This window comes from Burkholderia oklahomensis C6786 (assembly GCF_000959365.1).
GTDB classification, from domain to species: domain Bacteria; phylum Pseudomonadota; class Gammaproteobacteria; order Burkholderiales; family Burkholderiaceae; genus Burkholderia; species Burkholderia oklahomensis.
Map to the genome: position 1 here is coordinate 208,668 of NZ_CP009555.1, position 15,063 is coordinate 223,730.

Annotated in this window: 12 protein-coding genes and 1 pseudogene; 2 read left to right on the forward strand and 11 right to left on the reverse strand. The window is 66.3% G+C overall.

The window, feature by feature from the left end:
- Positions 1–180: 180 nt before the first annotated feature.
- Together BG90_RS00945 and BG90_RS36355 are read right to left on the reverse strand one after the other, a co-directional pair.
- Positions 181–750, reverse strand: a complete 570-nt coding sequence (locus BG90_RS00945; RefSeq protein ID WP_010121383.1) for a hypothetical protein — start codon at positions 748–750, stop codon at positions 181–183.
- Positions 751–876: 126 nt separating this feature from the next.
- A pseudogene (locus BG90_RS36355) lies at positions 877–1,479 on the reverse strand (phosphatase PAP2 family protein); the annotation flags it as partial.
- A gap of 228 nt (positions 1,480–1,707) precedes the next feature.
- Between BG90_RS36355 and BG90_RS36360 the strand changes: the two are divergent.
- Positions 1,708–2,151, forward strand: a complete 444-nt coding sequence (locus BG90_RS36360; protein WP_010102867.1) for a hypothetical protein — start codon at positions 1,708–1,710, stop codon at positions 2,149–2,151.
- Positions 2,152–2,350: 199 nt separating this feature from the next.
- Here the strand turns inward: BG90_RS36360 and ppx are convergent, their stop codons facing one another.
- The gene (ppx, locus tag BG90_RS00960; protein WP_010102865.1) at positions 2,351–3,865 is read right to left on the reverse strand and encodes an exopolyphosphatase; all 1,515 of its coding nucleotides are present in this window, start codon (positions 3,863–3,865) and stop codon (positions 2,351–2,353) included.
- Between the two features lie 272 nt (positions 3,866–4,137).
- Here ppx and ppk1 point away from each other — a divergent pair, with 272 nt between their 5' ends.
- Positions 4,138–6,201: a polyphosphate kinase 1 gene (gene ppk1 / locus BG90_RS00965; RefSeq protein WP_010102861.1), complete on the forward strand. Its 2,064-nt coding sequence runs from the start codon at positions 4,138–4,140 to the stop codon at positions 6,199–6,201.
- Between the two features lie 162 nt (positions 6,202–6,363).
- Here ppk1 and phoR read toward each other — a convergent pair whose 3' ends face one another.
- The 8 genes from phoR to glmM all read right to left on the reverse strand — a co-directional run bounded on the left by phoR (position 6,364) and on the right by glmM (position 15,062).
- Complete coding sequence (gene phoR, locus BG90_RS00970; RefSeq protein WP_010121388.1) at positions 6,364–7,674, reverse strand: phosphate regulon sensor histidine kinase PhoR; 1,311 nt, start codon at positions 7,672–7,674, stop codon at positions 6,364–6,366.
- Positions 7,675–7,743: 69 nt separating this feature from the next.
- Complete coding sequence (gene phoB, locus BG90_RS00975) at positions 7,744–8,445, reverse strand: phosphate regulon transcriptional regulator PhoB (RefSeq protein WP_010102857.1); 702 nt, start codon at positions 8,443–8,445, stop codon at positions 7,744–7,746.
- Positions 8,446–8,475: 30 nt separating this feature from the next.
- A complete protein-coding gene (gene phoU / locus BG90_RS00980; RefSeq protein ID WP_010102855.1) occupies positions 8,476–9,180 on the reverse strand; it encodes a phosphate signaling complex protein PhoU in 705 nt (234 codons plus the stop codon).
- Positions 9,181–9,200: 20 nt separating this feature from the next.
- Complete coding sequence (gene pstB / locus BG90_RS00985) at positions 9,201–10,049, reverse strand: phosphate ABC transporter ATP-binding protein PstB (protein ID WP_010102854.1); 849 nt, start codon at positions 10,047–10,049, stop codon at positions 9,201–9,203.
- A gap of 15 nt (positions 10,050–10,064) precedes the next feature.
- The gene (gene pstA, locus BG90_RS00990; RefSeq protein WP_010102852.1) at positions 10,065–10,958 is read right to left on the reverse strand and encodes a phosphate ABC transporter permease PstA; all 894 of its coding nucleotides are present in this window, start codon (positions 10,956–10,958) and stop codon (positions 10,065–10,067) included.
- Positions 10,955–11,941 (reverse strand): phosphate ABC transporter permease PstC, encoded by a 987-nt coding sequence (pstC, locus tag BG90_RS00995; protein WP_010102849.1) that lies wholly within the window; start codon positions 11,939–11,941, stop codon positions 10,955–10,957. The genes pstA and pstC overlap by 4 nt, the downstream gene beginning before the upstream one ends.
- 106 nt (positions 11,942–12,047) lie before the next feature.
- Positions 12,048–13,079, reverse strand: a complete 1,032-nt coding sequence (pstS, locus tag BG90_RS01000) for a phosphate ABC transporter substrate-binding protein PstS (RefSeq protein ID WP_010102847.1) — start codon at positions 13,077–13,079, stop codon at positions 12,048–12,050.
- 624 nt (positions 13,080–13,703) lie between these two features.
- On the reverse strand, positions 13,704–15,062 hold the full coding sequence (glmM, locus tag BG90_RS01005; RefSeq protein WP_010102845.1) for a phosphoglucosamine mutase: 1,359 nt from the start codon (positions 15,060–15,062) through the stop codon (positions 13,704–13,706).
- Position 15,063: the final 1 nt, after the last annotated feature.

Consider the following 15,063-nt stretch of genomic DNA (forward strand, 5'->3'; position numbering starts at 1 on the left):
TCCAGGGATTCCTGGCGCACGCGCGACCGACGCGCGTCGTCACAATCTCGAACCGCGGCATCGTGAGCAAGCCCTCCCGCCCCCGCCGGCGTGGTCCGCATCCACGCAAAACGAAGCGCGACGCCGCGATTCGTTCAATCGAAAACGAAACGAAACGCCACGCCAGGCCCATGCCGCCGATCATTCGATCACGCTATTCCGATCGCCCTTCAACAAAAGCTGCGGCACCTGATTGAACCGATACTTCCCGCTCGCCGCATCGAGATCGAACACCCAGACGAGATCGAAGCGATCGTCCGGCCATTTCTGCGGCACCGTGTCCTTGCCGAGCGGAATCGCATCGGCGATCGCCGGAATGTCCTCGTGCTGCCACGCGATCAGCACGCTCCCCTTGCTCGCGACGGCCGCCTCCGCCAGTTCCTTTTCCTGTCCTTTCGTATAAGTGTCGCAGATCGCGAGTCCGAGCTTGTGCGCGAGCGGCGTGATCGTGTCGATCGGCCGCTCGCTCTTCGCATGCTTCGCGACCGCCGCCGCGAACAGGCAATCGGGCGTCGCGAGCCCGGCGCTCTGCAGCGGACCGCGGCTCGGCGCGAACAACACCGCGAGCGCGCCCGCGCGTTGCCAGCCGAACACGGTGAGCGCTTCGACGTCCTGTTCGCCCTTCGCGTTCACGCCGTACGGCGCATCGTCGCTAGCCGGTTTCTCCGCGTGCCGGACGATCATGATCTTGTGGGCAGTCGGGCTGGCCATATCCGCATCCTCCTTGTCGTTCTTCGTCGACGGCGAGCGAACGCCGCTAAATGCGAGCATCCGCTGTCATCTGTGATAGCAAGCGAATCCGGCAAAAGCAATGGAGTCGCTCGGCCCGCGTGCGGCTCAGGCATCGCCGTTCGATCCGGATGCGTGCGCGTCGCGCCGTGCGAGTGCCATGTCGCCACCGGCCGGCGGCTCGGCGACCGCAAGCCGCCTGCGCGGTCGACGCCGAGGTTCTCGCCGCTCGCATATATATCGGAGCGCGACGATCCCGGCGAATGCGACGAGCAGTCCGGACAGCACGTCGACCTGATCATGCCCGCCCTGCGTCGGCGTCGGCGCGACCATCCAGCCGTTGAACAACAGCGCGAGCGGCGCGACGACGCTCACGCGCCGCAGTGCATACGCGAACGGCACGCCGAGTACCGTGTGGAACGACGGCATCGACACCGTGCCCTGCCGCGCCGCGGGGTCGAAGGCGTGCAGCGTTCCGTCCCGCAGCCGCACGAAATCGCTCACGCTCGACAATGCAGCCGGATCGGGCACCCGAAAATGCAGGAACGCGCTCGCCGCCGGAAACGACGCGGAAATCAGGAGCACCAGCATGCCCGCCAGCATGAAGAGCGTGACGAACTCCGGCAGGGCTTCGTCGCGCCCCGTCAGGCCCGGCCCAATCGGGATCCCGATCAATTGCCGCTTCGCGCTGTCGTACGCGAACGCGAACGCGAGCGCGCGCCAATCCGACTGCGCGTGCCGAACGTTTTCGCTATCATCGGGCGAACGGCGCCGGCGAGCCCGCACCGGCAACCCGCGCCCGATCCGTAAGGTTCGAAAGAAGAAAGCCGATCGAAAGGACTGCGACCTCGACGCCGCGCACCTTTCCCGCCCGACTCCGACCAATCGGCCCGCGTTGGGCCGTCGACAACCCGCCGCCCATCCGGCGTGCGCCATTGCATGAACGATTCACTCCGCCTCATCACCCGACTCCTGATCCCGATCGCGACGCTCGCAAGCGCATCGCCCGCGCACGCCGACGCGCAAGCGCTCGACGCCGCGCTCGACTGCTCGTCGACAGGCCATGCGTTCGTCGCGCCGCTCGTCGCGAGCGACGCGATCCGCTCGCAGCCGATGCACGTCGAAGCGAACTCGATGAATGCGTTCCGCACGAACCGCTCGCTGACCGCGTACGGTTTTTCGGTCTACGTCGTGCTCGGCTATCAGGCGAACGATCCGATCTTCACGCGCGGCGACGGCGAGCCGATCGGCGACTGGGCGTACGGCGTCGTCGTCCGGGGATCGAAGAGCGCGGTGGAAGCGAAGGTGCGCGAAGCGGGCAGCCACGCGGTCGTCAAGGATGCATTTCCGTTTCTGACGGCGATCGTCTGCACGTCGCCGTAAGCGCGCCACTGACGCGCCGCGGTGAGCCGACGCAGCGGCGACGGCGCCCGCTCCAGCCAGGCCCGTGTGACTCGCGCACCGCGCGCGCACCGGCTCGCCCTCCGGAGCGCGACCTTCCGCTCCGATACCTCGAAACACCGGCCGCGCGACGGCTGACTGCGCGTCGCCCCTTCAAGCGCGGCGTACGGCCGCAGCCGATTCACGCATCCGTATAGACGACGCGATACGGAATCCCGACCTTCTCCCACTCGGCCGCCTCCTGGCTGAGGCTGTAGTCGGTAAGCGGATTCTGCTGAACCCACGCGCTCGGCAGGTGCACTTCGTAGCCGCCTTTTTTCATCTGCGCGACGTCGATATCGGGCAGGCCGGCGTCGTTCCGGCGCCGGCACAGCAGCGCGGCGAGACGCAGGCAGAACAACAGCGGCCATTCGACGTCGCGCGACTGCGACAGCTTGCCGAGCTTGCCCACGTGGCCGAGCACGAGCGCCGCGAGGCGCGCCTGGTCGGTGCGCGAGAAGCCCGGCATGTCGGCGTTGCTCGCGATGTACGCCGAATGCTTGTGGTACGCGCTGTGCGAAATCGACAGCCCGATCTCATGCAGCGCGGCCGCCCAGCCGAGGAAGGTGCGGCTTTCCTCGCGATCCTCGCCTTCGGGCTCGTCGAGCTGATCGTAGAAGCGCGCGGCGAGCGCGCCGATGCGCGCCGCCTGTGCGCGATCGACGCCGTAGCGCCGCATGAAGCCGTCGACCGTCACCGCGCGCATGTCCTCGTGCTGGGTCCGGCCGAGCAGGTCGTACAGCACGCCGAGGCGCAGCGCGCCGTCCGTCGTGTCGACGTAGTCGATGCCGAGCTCCTCGAACACCGCGAGCATGATCGACAGCCCGCCTGCCAGCACCGGCACGCGGTCGGGCTTCAGCGCGACGAGCTTCAGGCGGTTCACGTTCTCGGCCTTGATGATCGCGCGCTTCAGGCGCTCGAGGCCGCCGCGCGAGATGCCGTGCGACACGCCCGCGTCGTTGAATCCGTTCGCCTCGACGAGTTCCGCGAGCGCGCGCGCGGTGCCGGACGAGCCGATCGCCTGATCCCATCCCGCCTTCTTGTAATCGCCGGAGATGATCTGGATCTCGCGCTTCGCCGCGAGCTCGGCCTGCCGCATCGTGTATTCGTCGACGTTGCCGGCGGGGAAAAACGCGCGGCTGTGGCTCACGCAGCCGATATAGAGGCTTTCCATCACGAGCGGCGTGTAATGCTGGCCGATGATGAACTCGGTCGAGCCGCCGCCGATGTCGACGACGAGCCGCTTGCCGGCGCTCGCCGGCACCGAGTGCGCGGCGCCCGCGTAGATGAGGCGCGCCTCCTCGCGGCCCGCGATCACTTCGATCGGGAAACCGAGCGCCGCCTCGGCCTCGGCGAGAAATTCGCCGGCATTCTTCGCGACACGCAGCGTGTTGGTCGCCACCGCGCGCACGTGATCGGGATGAAAATCGCGCAGCCGCTCGCCGAAGCGCTTGAGCGCCTCCCAGCCGCGCTCCTGCGACGCGCGGTCGAGCATCTTGTCGCGGGAGAGGCCGGCGGCGAGCCGCACGGGCTCGCGCAGCGCGTCGACGGGATAGATCTGGCTGCCGGCGGGCGTCTCCTCGACGCGCCCGACGATGAGCCGGAAGCTGTTCGAGCCGAGATCGACGGCAGCCAGTAAATGCGGGGATGTAACCATCGAGGGGGCTCCGTTCTCGCCTGGGCGCGCAGGCGCGCCGCGCGTACCGAAAAGATCAAAGGCGCCATTTTAAGCGCTGCGCGGCTTCCGGTGTCGGCGACGGCCGGGTGTCACACACTTTCATTGTATCTAGAGGGCACTTTTATGAAATCCCCGATTTTCGAGCGTATGATTTGGCGACCAACATCAAACCGTCATCACCACGTCATCGCACCGTGAGAATTTCCGAGCGACCTTTCGAGTCTGCGCCTGACTTTCCGTATTCTCTGCCGATGTCCCTCCGCTACCCGCTTCTGAATCGTGAACTCGGCATCCTGGGCTTCAACGAGCGCGTGCTCGCCCAAGCCGCCGATCCGCACGTCCCTCCCCTCGAACGCCTGCGCTTCATCTGCATCACGAGCAGCAATCTCGACGAATTCTTCGAAGTCCGGATGGCCGGGCTCCAGGAGCAGATGCGGGACAACCCCGGGGCGCTCGCGCCGGACGGGATGTCGCTGCAGCACGTGTACGGCCTCGTCGTCGAGCGCGCGCAGCGGCTCGTGCACCGGCAGTACGCGATGCTGCACGAAACGATCCTGCCCGCGCTCGAACAGGAAGGCATCTATTTTCACGGCACCGAGACGTGGAGCGACGCGCAGATCGAATGGGCGCGCCGCTACTTCGTCGACGAATTGCTGCCCGTCCTCACGCCGATCGGCCTCGACCCCGCGCACCCGTTCCCGCGCGTGCTCAACAAGAGCCTGAACTTCGTGATCGAGCTCGAAGGCCGCGACGCGTTCGGCCGCCAGGCGGTGATGGGCATCGTGCAGGCGCCGCGCGCGCTGCCGCGCCTCGTGCGGATGCCGCAGGAGCTGTCGGGCTTCCAGCACGGCTTCGTGCTGCTGAGCTCGCTGATGCAGCGCTTCGTCGGCGAGCTGTTTCCGAAGCTCGTCGTCAAGAGCTGCAATCAGTTTCGGATCACGCGCAACAGCGAGCTCTTCGTCGACGAAGACGAAATCACGAACCTGCGCGTCGCGCTGCAGGGCGAGCTGCCCGCGCGCCATCTCGGCAACGCGGTGCGCCTCGAGGTGTCGGCGGACACGCCGCCGCATCTCGTGCAGCGCCTGCTCGACGAAAGCGGCCTGACCGAGAAGGACTGCTATCGCGTCGACGGCCCCGTCAATCTCGTGCGGCTGATGCAACTGCCGGACCTCGTCGACCTGCCGGAGCTGAAGTTCACGCCGTTCGCGCCGTCGATTCCGTCCGCGATCGCGAACGCGCCGTCGATGTTCGACGCGATCGACCACGGCGACATCCTGCTGCACCACCCGTACGAGAGCTTCCAGCCGGTGCTCGAGCTGCTGCTGCAGGCGGCGCAGGATCCGAGCGTCGTCGCGATCAAGCAGACGATCTATCGGACGGGCACCGATTCGCCGCTGATGGACGCGCTGATGGAAGCCGCGCGCAACGGCAAGGAAGTGACGGTCGTCGTCGAGCTGCTCGCGCGCTTCGACGAAGAAACGAACATCAACTGGGCGTCGCAGCTCGAGGCGGTCGGCGCGCACGTCGTGTACGGCGTCGTCGGCCACAAGTGCCACGCGAAGATGATGCTGATCGTGCGGCGCGTGACGCACAACGGCAAGTCGATGCTGCGCCGCTACGTGCATCTCGGCACCGGCAACTATCATCCGCGCACCGCGCGCCTCTATACCGACTTCGGCCTGATGACGGCCGAGCCGACGCTCTGCGAAGACGTGCACCACGTGTTCCAGCAGTTGACGGGGATCGGCGGCGAGCTGAAGCTGCACGAGATGTGGCAGTCGCCGTTCACGCTGCATCCTCAGCTCATCGAGCACATCCGCGCGGAAACCGAGAACGCGCGCGCCGGCAAGCGGGCGCGGATCGTCGCGAAGATGAACGCGCTCCTCGAGCCGACCGTGATCGCGGAGCTCTACGAAGCGTCGCAGGCGGGCGTGAAGGTCGATCTGATCGTGCGCGGCGTGTGCGCGCTGCAGCCCGGCGTGCCGGGACTGTCGGACAACATCACGGTGCGCTCGATCATCGGGCGCTTTCTCGAGCATCACCGGATCTACTACTTCCATGCCGACGGCGAGGAGCTCGTCTATCTGTCGAGCGCCGACTGGATGGACCGCAATCTGTTCCGCCGCGTCGAAGTCGCGTTCCCGATTCGCGACCGCAAGCTCAAGCGCCGCGTGATCGCCGAAGGGCTGTCGGTGTTCCTCGGCGACAATCAATCCGCGTGGCTCATGCAGAGCGACGGCCACTATCGCCGCCGCCGTGCGGGCAAGGCGCCGCGCAACGCGCAGCTCGGGCTCCTCGCGAAATTCTGCTCGTGACGGACGATGGCGCGCGCCGCTTAAACGGCGGCGCGCGGCCGGCGGCGGCCGCCCTTCGATCCGCGACGCCGGCTCGCCGCCGCCCCATTCTCGACTGAACCGGGAAGAAACGAAGCGACGCCCTCGGTCGCGGCGCACTCATCGAGCGCGCCGCGCCGTGCATCACGCCGCGTGCCGCCGGCTGATCGTCCGGTGCGCGGGAAAGCGCGCGGCGAACATGCTGCCGCGCCCTTCCTCGCTCTGGACCGTCAGTTGCGCATCGTGCCGTTGCAGCACGTGCTTGACGATCGCGAGCCCGAGCCCCGTGCCGCCCGTGTCGCGCGAGCGGCTGCGGTCGACGCGGTAGAAGCGTTCGGTGAGCCTCGGCAGATCGGCGGCCGGAATCCCGAGCCCGCTGTCCGTGACCGAGAACACCGCCTGTGCGCCGTCGCGGCGCCATTCGACGCGAATCTTCCCGCCCTCCGGCGTATAGCGGATCGCATTCGTCACGAGATTGCCGAGCGCGCTGAAGATCTCGGTCTGCGCGCCCGTCACCGCGAGCGTCTCGTCGATCTTGAACGTGATCTCGTGATGCCCGTTCGACAGCGTCTGCGCATCCTCCTTCAGATGTTCGAGCACCGTGCGCATGTCGACCGCGCGATCGGCGGGCGGCTTGCTCTCGCCTTCGAGCTTCGCGAGCACGAGCAGGTCGGTGACGATCGAGCGCATCCGCAACGCCTGCTGCTCCATCAGCTCGAGATAGCGCGCGCGCTCGTCTTCGGATAGCGGCAGCTCGCGCATCGTCTCGAGAAAGCCCGACAGCACGGTGAGCGGCGTCTTCAGCTCGTGCGACACGTTGGCGACGAAGTCGCGCCGCATCGCGTCGGTGCGCTCGAGCTCCGTGATGTCCTGCGTGAGCAGCAGCTTGCGGTTCTCGCCGTACGGAAACACCTGCACGGCGAGCACGTTCTGCCGGTTGCCGCCCATGCCGCGCATCACGAGCGTCTCGTCGTAGTGCTGGCCGTTCAGGTAGCGGACGAAGTCCGGATGACGGACGAGATGCGTGACGTGCTGGCGCAGGTCGCGCTTCGCGTCGAGCCCGAAATGCACTTCGGCGATCTCGTTGCACCACTCGATCTGATCGCGGTCGTCGAGCATCGCGACGCCGTTCGGCGACGCCTGGATCGCCTGGATGAAGCGCGAATGCTGCTGCTCGACCTGGCGCACCTGCGCGTGCCACTGCTTCGCGAGCTTGTGCAGCCGGTAGTAGATCTCGCCCCAGATGCCGGGCGCGCTCGGCACCTCGCCGTAGACGGGCGCGTCGAGCAGGCGCCAGAGGCGCTGCGTGTGGAAGGTGCTGAAGAAGCCCTGCGCGACGAGCATCACGAGCGCGAACGCGAGACCCGGCACGGGGCCTGCGAACGCGCCGATCGCCACGCTGACGAGCGCGAGCAAAACGAGCGACACGATGAAGCGCGCCCAGATGATGTTCATGATTCGGCGCCCGACGAAAGATGAAAACGATGAGTCCGGCGCGGCGCGCACCCCTCGCGCCGCGAGCCGTCAAGCGTGCTTCGCGAGGCGATAGCCGCTGCCGCGAACGGTTTCGATCATAGCATCGCAGCCGGCGGGCTTGAGCGCGGCGCGCAGCCGCTTGATATGCACGTCGACCGTGCGCTCCTCGACGAACACGTGGTCGCCCCACACCTGGTCGAGCAGCTGCGTGCGGCTGTGGACGCGCTCCGGATGGGTCATGAAGAAATGCAGCAGGCGGAACTCCGTCGGGCCGAGATCGAGCTTGATCTCGCTGCCTTCCGCGTGCGCCGCGACGCGATGCGTCGCCGGGTCGAGCCGAAGCCCGTTGATCGACACGACGTCCTCGGTGAGCTGCGGCGCGCGACGGCGCAGCACCGCCTTGATCCGCGCCATCAGCTCCTTCGGAGAGAACGGCTTCGTCACGTAGTCGTCCGCGCCGATCTCGAGGCCGAGCACCTTGTCCTGCTCGTCGCCGCGCGCGGTCAGCATGATGATCGGGATGTGCTTCGTCCGCTCGTTGTTGCGCAGATCGCGCGCGAACGCGATGCCGGACTTGCCCGGCAGCATCCAGTCGAGCAGCACGAGATCGGGCAGCACGTCGCTGATCAGGCTCTGCGCCTGTTCCGCGTTGTAAGCGCGAATCGGGCAATGTCCCGCATGCTGGAGGTTCACCGAAATCAATTCGGAAATCGCGGGCTCATCTTCGATGACGAGAATGTTGCTGGGCATCGGCACCTCGGTCCGTCCTTGACGTCAGAGTTAACTATTGGCTTCGCGATCGAGCGTGTCGCGCGGCTGGTGCCGCACGTCGGTGCCCTTCACGATGTAGATGATGAATTCGGCGATGTTCTTCGCGTGGTCGCCGATCCGCTCGATCGCCTTCGCGATGAACAGATAATCGAGGCCGACCGAGATCGTCCGCGGATCTTCCTGCATGTACGACACGAGCTTGCGCACGAACGCGCGGAATTCCTGGTCGATCTCCTTGTCGTCCTTGACGATCTGCGCGGCCGACACCGTGTCGAGACGCGCGAACGCGTCGAGCGCGCGGCGCAGGATCGTCACGGCCATCTCGCCCGACACCTTGATCTCGGCGATGTTCACGGCGCGCGCGGCGGGCTCGTCGACGAGACGGCGCACGCGCTTCGCGATCTTCTCGGCCTCGTCGCCCGCGCGCTCGAGGTTCGTGATCGTCTTCGAGATCGACATCAGCAGGCGCAGGTCGCGCGCGGCCGGCTGCCGGCGCGCGATGATGTTGCCGCACTCTTCGTCGATCTCGACTTCCATGTGATTGAGGCGATCTTCCGCTTCGATCACGCGCTCGGCCGCTTCGCGGTCGAATTCGTTGAGCGCGTGCATCGCCTCGGTGATCTGCGCCTCGACGAGGCCGCCCATTTCGAGCACCTTCGACGACACCGCGTTGAGATCGGCGTCGAACTGGCTCGACAGATGTTTATCCGACATTGTTGCTCTCCGTCATCCCGTTAGCCGAAGCGGCCCGTGATGTAGTCTTCCGTTTCCTTGCGCGTCGGCTTGATGAAGATCTTTTCCGTTTCACCGAACTCGATCAGCTCACCGAGATACATGTACGCGGTGTAGTCCGAGCAGCGCGCCGCCTGCTGCATGTTGTGCGTGACGATCACGACCGTGTAGTCGCTCTTGAGCTCCGCGATCAGTTCCTCGATGCGGCCCGTCGAGATCGGATCGAGCGCCGAGCACGGCTCGTCGAGGAGCAGCACTTCGGGCCGGATCGCGATCCCGCGCGCGATGCAAAGCCGCTGCTGCTGGCCGCCCGACAGGCCGTAGCCGCTCTGGCTCAGCTTGTCCTTCACCTCGTTCCAGAGCGCCGCCTTCGTGAGCGCCCATTCGACGCGGTCGTCCATCTCCGAGCGCGTGAGCCGCTCGAACATCTTCACGCCGAACGCGATGTTGTCGTAGATCGACATCGGGAACGGCGTCGGCTTCTGGAACACCATGCCGATCCGCGCGCGCAGCAGCGAGATGTCGAGCTTCGACTGAAGCAGGTTCTCGCCGTCCATCAGGATCTCGCCTTCGGCGCGCTGCTCCGGATAGAGCGCGTACATCTTGTTGAACGTGCGCAGCAGCGTCGACTTGCCGCAGCCCGACGGGCCGATGAACGCCGTCACCTTGCCCTCGGGAATGCGCAGGTTGATGTTCTTCAGCGCGTGGAACTTGCTGTAGAAGAAGTTCAGGTCCTTGACTTCGATCTTCGGGTTCAGCGGCGCGAGCGGACGCTGCCCCGTCGCCGTGCCGATGCCGGCCGGCGCCGCGGCGCGATGAGAAGGATCGAGGTGGCTTTCTGCCATGTTCATCGGATTGCTCCGCCGTTACTTTTTCGAGAAGACCGAGCGCGCGAGGATGTTGAGTCCCAGCACCCCGAGCGTAATCAGGAACACGCCCGCCCATGCGAGCGACTGCCATTCGGCGAACGGGCTCATCGCGAACTTGAAAATCGTGACGGGCAGGTTCGCCACCGGCTGGTTCATGTCGACCGAGAAGAACTGGTTCGACAGCGCGGTGAAGAGAAGCGGCGCGGTTTCGCCGGCGATCCGCGCGACCGCGAGCAGCACGCCCGTGACGATCCCGCCCACCGATGCGCGCAGCGTGATCTTCAGGATCATCCGCCACTTCGGCGTGCCGAGCGCGAACGCGGCCTCGCGCAGCGCGTTCGGCACGAGCTTCAGCATGTTCTCCGTCGTGCGGATCACGATCGGAATCTGCAGGAGCGCGAGCGAAATCACGCCGGCCCAGCCGCTGAAGTGGCCGACCTTCGCGACCACGAGCGCGTAGACGAACAGACCGATCACGATCGACGGCGCCGACAGCAGGATGTCGTTGATGAAGCGCATCACGCTCGCGAGCCAGCTCTTCTGGCCGTACTCGGCGAGATAGACGCCCGCGAGGATGCCGATCGGCGTGCCGACGAACGTCGCGAGCGCGATGAGCAGCACGCTGCCGACGATCGCGTTCGCGAGGCCGCCGCCCGCCGTGTTCGGCGGCGGCGTCGACTCGGTGAAGAGCGTGAGCGACAGCCCGCCGAGCCCGAGATGCAGCGTCGTGTAGAGAATCCAGACGAGCCAGAGCAGGCCGAACGCCATCGCGGCGAGCGACGCGGTCAGCGCGATCACGTTGATCGCCTTGCGACGGCGCTGCAGGCGCGCGCGCATCGCGTCGAGCACGGCGCCGTCGGGGCCCGGCATGTTGAGGATGGGCGAGCTCATTTACGGCCCTCCCCGCGTTCGAGGCGCAGCAGCATCAGCTTCGAGATCGCGAGCACGACGAACGTGATGACGAACAGGATGAGACCGAGCTCCATCAGCGCGGACGTATGCAAGCCCGGCGCCGCTTCCGCGAACTCGTTGGCGAGCGCCGACGTGATGCTGTTGCCGGGCGAATACAGCGACACGTTGTCGAGCAGGTTCGTATTGCCGATCACGAAGGTCACCGCCATCGTTTCGCCGAGCGCGCGGCCAAGGCCGAGCATCACGCCGCCGATCACGCCCGTCTTCGTATACGGCAGCACGATCTTCCACATCACTTCCCAGGTCGTGCAGCCGATCCCGTACGCGGACTCCTTCAGCAGCACGGGCGTCACCTCGAACACGTCGCGCATCACCGACGCGATGTACGGAATGATCATGATCGCGAGAATCACGCCCGCGGACAGGATGCCGATGCCGATCGGCGGCCCCTGGAACAGCGCGCCGATGACCGGAATCGGTCCCAGCAGCGCGCCGATGGGCTTCTGGAAATAGGTCGCGAAAATCGGGGCGAACACGAGCAGTCCCCACATCCCGTAGACGATCGACGGGATCGCGGCGAGCAGCTCGATCGCGATGCCGAGCGGCCGGCGCAGCCAGACGGGCGAGAGCTCGGTGAGAAAGAGCGCGATGCCGAAGCTCACGGGCACCGCGATGACGAGCGCGATGATCGACGTGACGACGGTCCCGTAGATCGGCACGAGCGCGCCGTACGAATCGGAGTTGGGATCCCATTCGGAATGCCACAGGAACGCGAGTCCGAATTTTTCGATGGTCGGCATCGACGCGACGAGGAGCGACACGATGATGCCACCGAGGAGGAGTAGCGTCACGATTGCTGCAAGACGCGTGAGGCCGCCGAACACGAGGTCGCCGTACCGGCTCGGCGCGCGCTGCTGCGGCTGGCCGCCGGACCGGGTCGACGCGAGAGGAATGTCAGACATGGGAGCCTGTTTTTCAGTGGCGGACGGCACGCGCCTCCCGCCGGTACTGCACACGCCGCCCGGCCTTGCAGCCGGGCGGCGAACCGCTATGACGTTGCCGCCAAGCTTACTCGGCGACCGGCTTGCCGGCCGCGTCCGTCACCTTCACCTTCCACTGCTTGCGGATTTCCGTCTCGACCGACGCCGGCAGCGAGATGTAATCCAGATCGTCGGCGGCCTTCGCGCCGTTCTTGAACGCCCAGTCGAAGAACTTCAGCGTTTCCGAGCCCTGCGCCGGCTTGTCCTGCTTCACGTGCAGCAGCACGAACGTCGCGCCGACGACCGGCCACGCTTCCTTGCCCGGCTGGTTCGTCAGGATCTGGTAGAACGACTTCGACCAGTTCGCGCCGGCGGCAGCCGCCTTGAACGTCTCGGTCTTCGGCTCGACGACGTTGCCCGTCGAGTTCTTCAGGTCCGTGTAGACCATCTTGTTCTTCTTCGCGTACGCCCACTCGACGTAGCCGATCGCGCCCGGCAGGCGCTGCACGAATGCCGCGACGCCGTCGTTGCCCTTGCCGCCCGTGCCCGTCGGCCAGTTGACGGTCGTGCCTTCGCCGACCTTCGACTTCCACTCTTCGTTGACCTTCGACAGGTAGTTCGTCCAGATGAAGCTCGTGCCCGAGCCGTCCGCGCGACGAACCACTGCGATGTCCGTGTCCGGCAGCTTGACCTTCGGGTTCAGCGCCGCGATCGCCGGATCGTTCCATTTCTTGATCTTGCCGAGATAGATGTCGCCGAGGACCGCCCCGGACAGCACGATCTCGCCCGCCTTCACGCCCGGCACGTTGATGACGGGCACGACGCCGCCCACCACCGTCGGGAACTGGAAGAGGCCTTCCTTCGTGAGTTCGTCGTCCTTCAGCGGCGCATCCGAGCCGGCGAAATCGACCGTCTTCGCGATGATCTGCTTCAGGCCGCCCGACGAGCCGATACCTTGATAGTTGACCTTCGCGCCGCCCGACTGCTGATAGTCGGCTGCCCATTTCGTGTAAATCGGCATCGCGAAGGTGCTGCCCGCGCCGGTGATGTCAGCGGCGTGTGCGGCGACCGCGAAAAGCGCGCCGGCGAGACCGGCGAACGCGGTTTGCATCAATTTCATGAGACCTCCAGTGTGTGAGCGGATGACTACGGCACCGCGAAGATTAGGGGCTGCTCATGACAGTAATGTGACAATCGATGAACCTGCTGTGACAGTAACATGACTCGATTGAAAGGCGGCAATGCCCCTTTGTCGGGGCTGTCGGCGGGCGTGACCATGCCGCCTGTAGAGCGTAGTAAAAAATTCACGCGAAGGAAAAGGCCGACGTTGGCAAGGGATGTCGGAGGTTGGATCGATGGATCGGAGGATCGGTGCGCCTGGGTCTTTATATTGAGTCGGACGCATTCGCGCGGCGCACCAAAGCACGGCGGGGCTGCCGCCCCGATAGGATCGGCAGCCCCGCACAAAGCAGTCGGAATCGCGTGATGCTTCGACCCCAAGTCGGCTGAGTCGGCTGAGTCGGCTGAGTCGGCTGAGTCGGCTGAGTCGGCTGAGTCGGCTGAGTCGGCTGAGTCGGCTGAGTCGGCTGAGTCGGCTGAGTCGGCTGAGTCGGCTGAGTCGGCTGAGTCGGCTGAGTCGGCTGAGTCGGCTGAGTCGGCTGAGTCGGCTGAGTCGGCTGAGTCGGCTGAGTCGGCTGAGTCGGCTGAGTCGGCTGAGTCGGCTTCGGCCGCAAGCGCTGCGCGCTTACGCCGTCGCCTGCTTGACCGCGTCGGCGATCGCCTCCGCGTGGCGATTCGCGTCCGCGGCAAGCCGCGCCTCGACCATCACCCGGAGCACGGGCTCCGTGCCCGACGCGCGGATCAGCACCCGGCCGCTGCCCGCGAGCGCCTGCTCGGCGGAATCGATCGCGCGCCGGATCGCGTCGCTGCCCTTCCAGTCGGCGCCCGGCTTCATCCGGACGTTGATCAGTTTCTGCGGGAACAGCGTGACGCCCTCGAGCATCTGCGCGAGAGTCCTGCCGCTACGCTTCAGCGCTGCGAGCACGAGGAGCGCCGACACGATCCCGTCGCCCGTCGAATGCCGATCGAGCGACAGGATATGACCCGAGCCCTCGGCGCCCAGCTGCCAGCCGCGCTCGCGCAGCTGCTCGAGCACGTAGCGATCACCGACCGCCGCCCGCACGAACTGCACGCCCATGTCTTTCAGCGCGACTTCGACGGCGAGATTCGTCATCAGCGTCCCCACCGCCCCCTCGACTCGACCGTCAGTTGCGACACGATCCTTGACGAGCACGTACAGCAACTCATCGCCGTTGTACAGCCGGCCGGTATGATCGACGACGAGCAGACGATCCGCATCGCCATCGAGCGCGATGCCGAGATCCGCGTGATTCGCCCGCACCGCGCGCATCAGCGCATCGGGCGCCGTCGCGCCGACGCCGTCGTTGATGTTGAAGCCGTTCGGCGAGACGCCGATCGGAATCACGTCCGCCCCGAGCTCATGAAACACGTGCGGCGCGACCTGGTACGCGGCGCCGTGCGCGCAATCGACGACGAGCTTCATCCCGCGCAGGTCGAACGCGGCCGGGAACGTGCTCTTGCAGAACTCGATATAGCGGCCGGCCGCGTCGTCGAGGCGCCGCGCCTTGCCGAGCCCGTCCGACGGTGCGCAGTCGAGCGGCTTGTCGAGCCGTGCTTCGATCTCCGCCTCGATCTCGTCCGGCAGTTTGTTGCCGTCCGCCGAGAAGAACTTGATGCCGTTGTCGTGATACGGGTTGTGTGACGCGCTGATCACGACGCCCGCCGACAGCCGCAGCGCGCGCGTCAGATACGCGACGCCCGGCGTCGGCATCGGGCCGGCCAGCATCACGTCGACGCCCGCCGCCGAAAAGCCCGCCTCGAGCGCGGCTTCGAGCATGTAGCCGGATACCCGCGTGTCCTTGCCGATCAGCACGGTCGGGCGCGCGCCCGACGCAGCGCGCCTCGGTGCGCTCGCGAGCACCTTGCCCGCCGCGTAGCCGAGCCGCAACACGAAATCGGGCGTGATCGGCGCCTCGCCGACCTTTCCGCGAATGCCATCCGTGCCGAAATAACGACGTCCCATG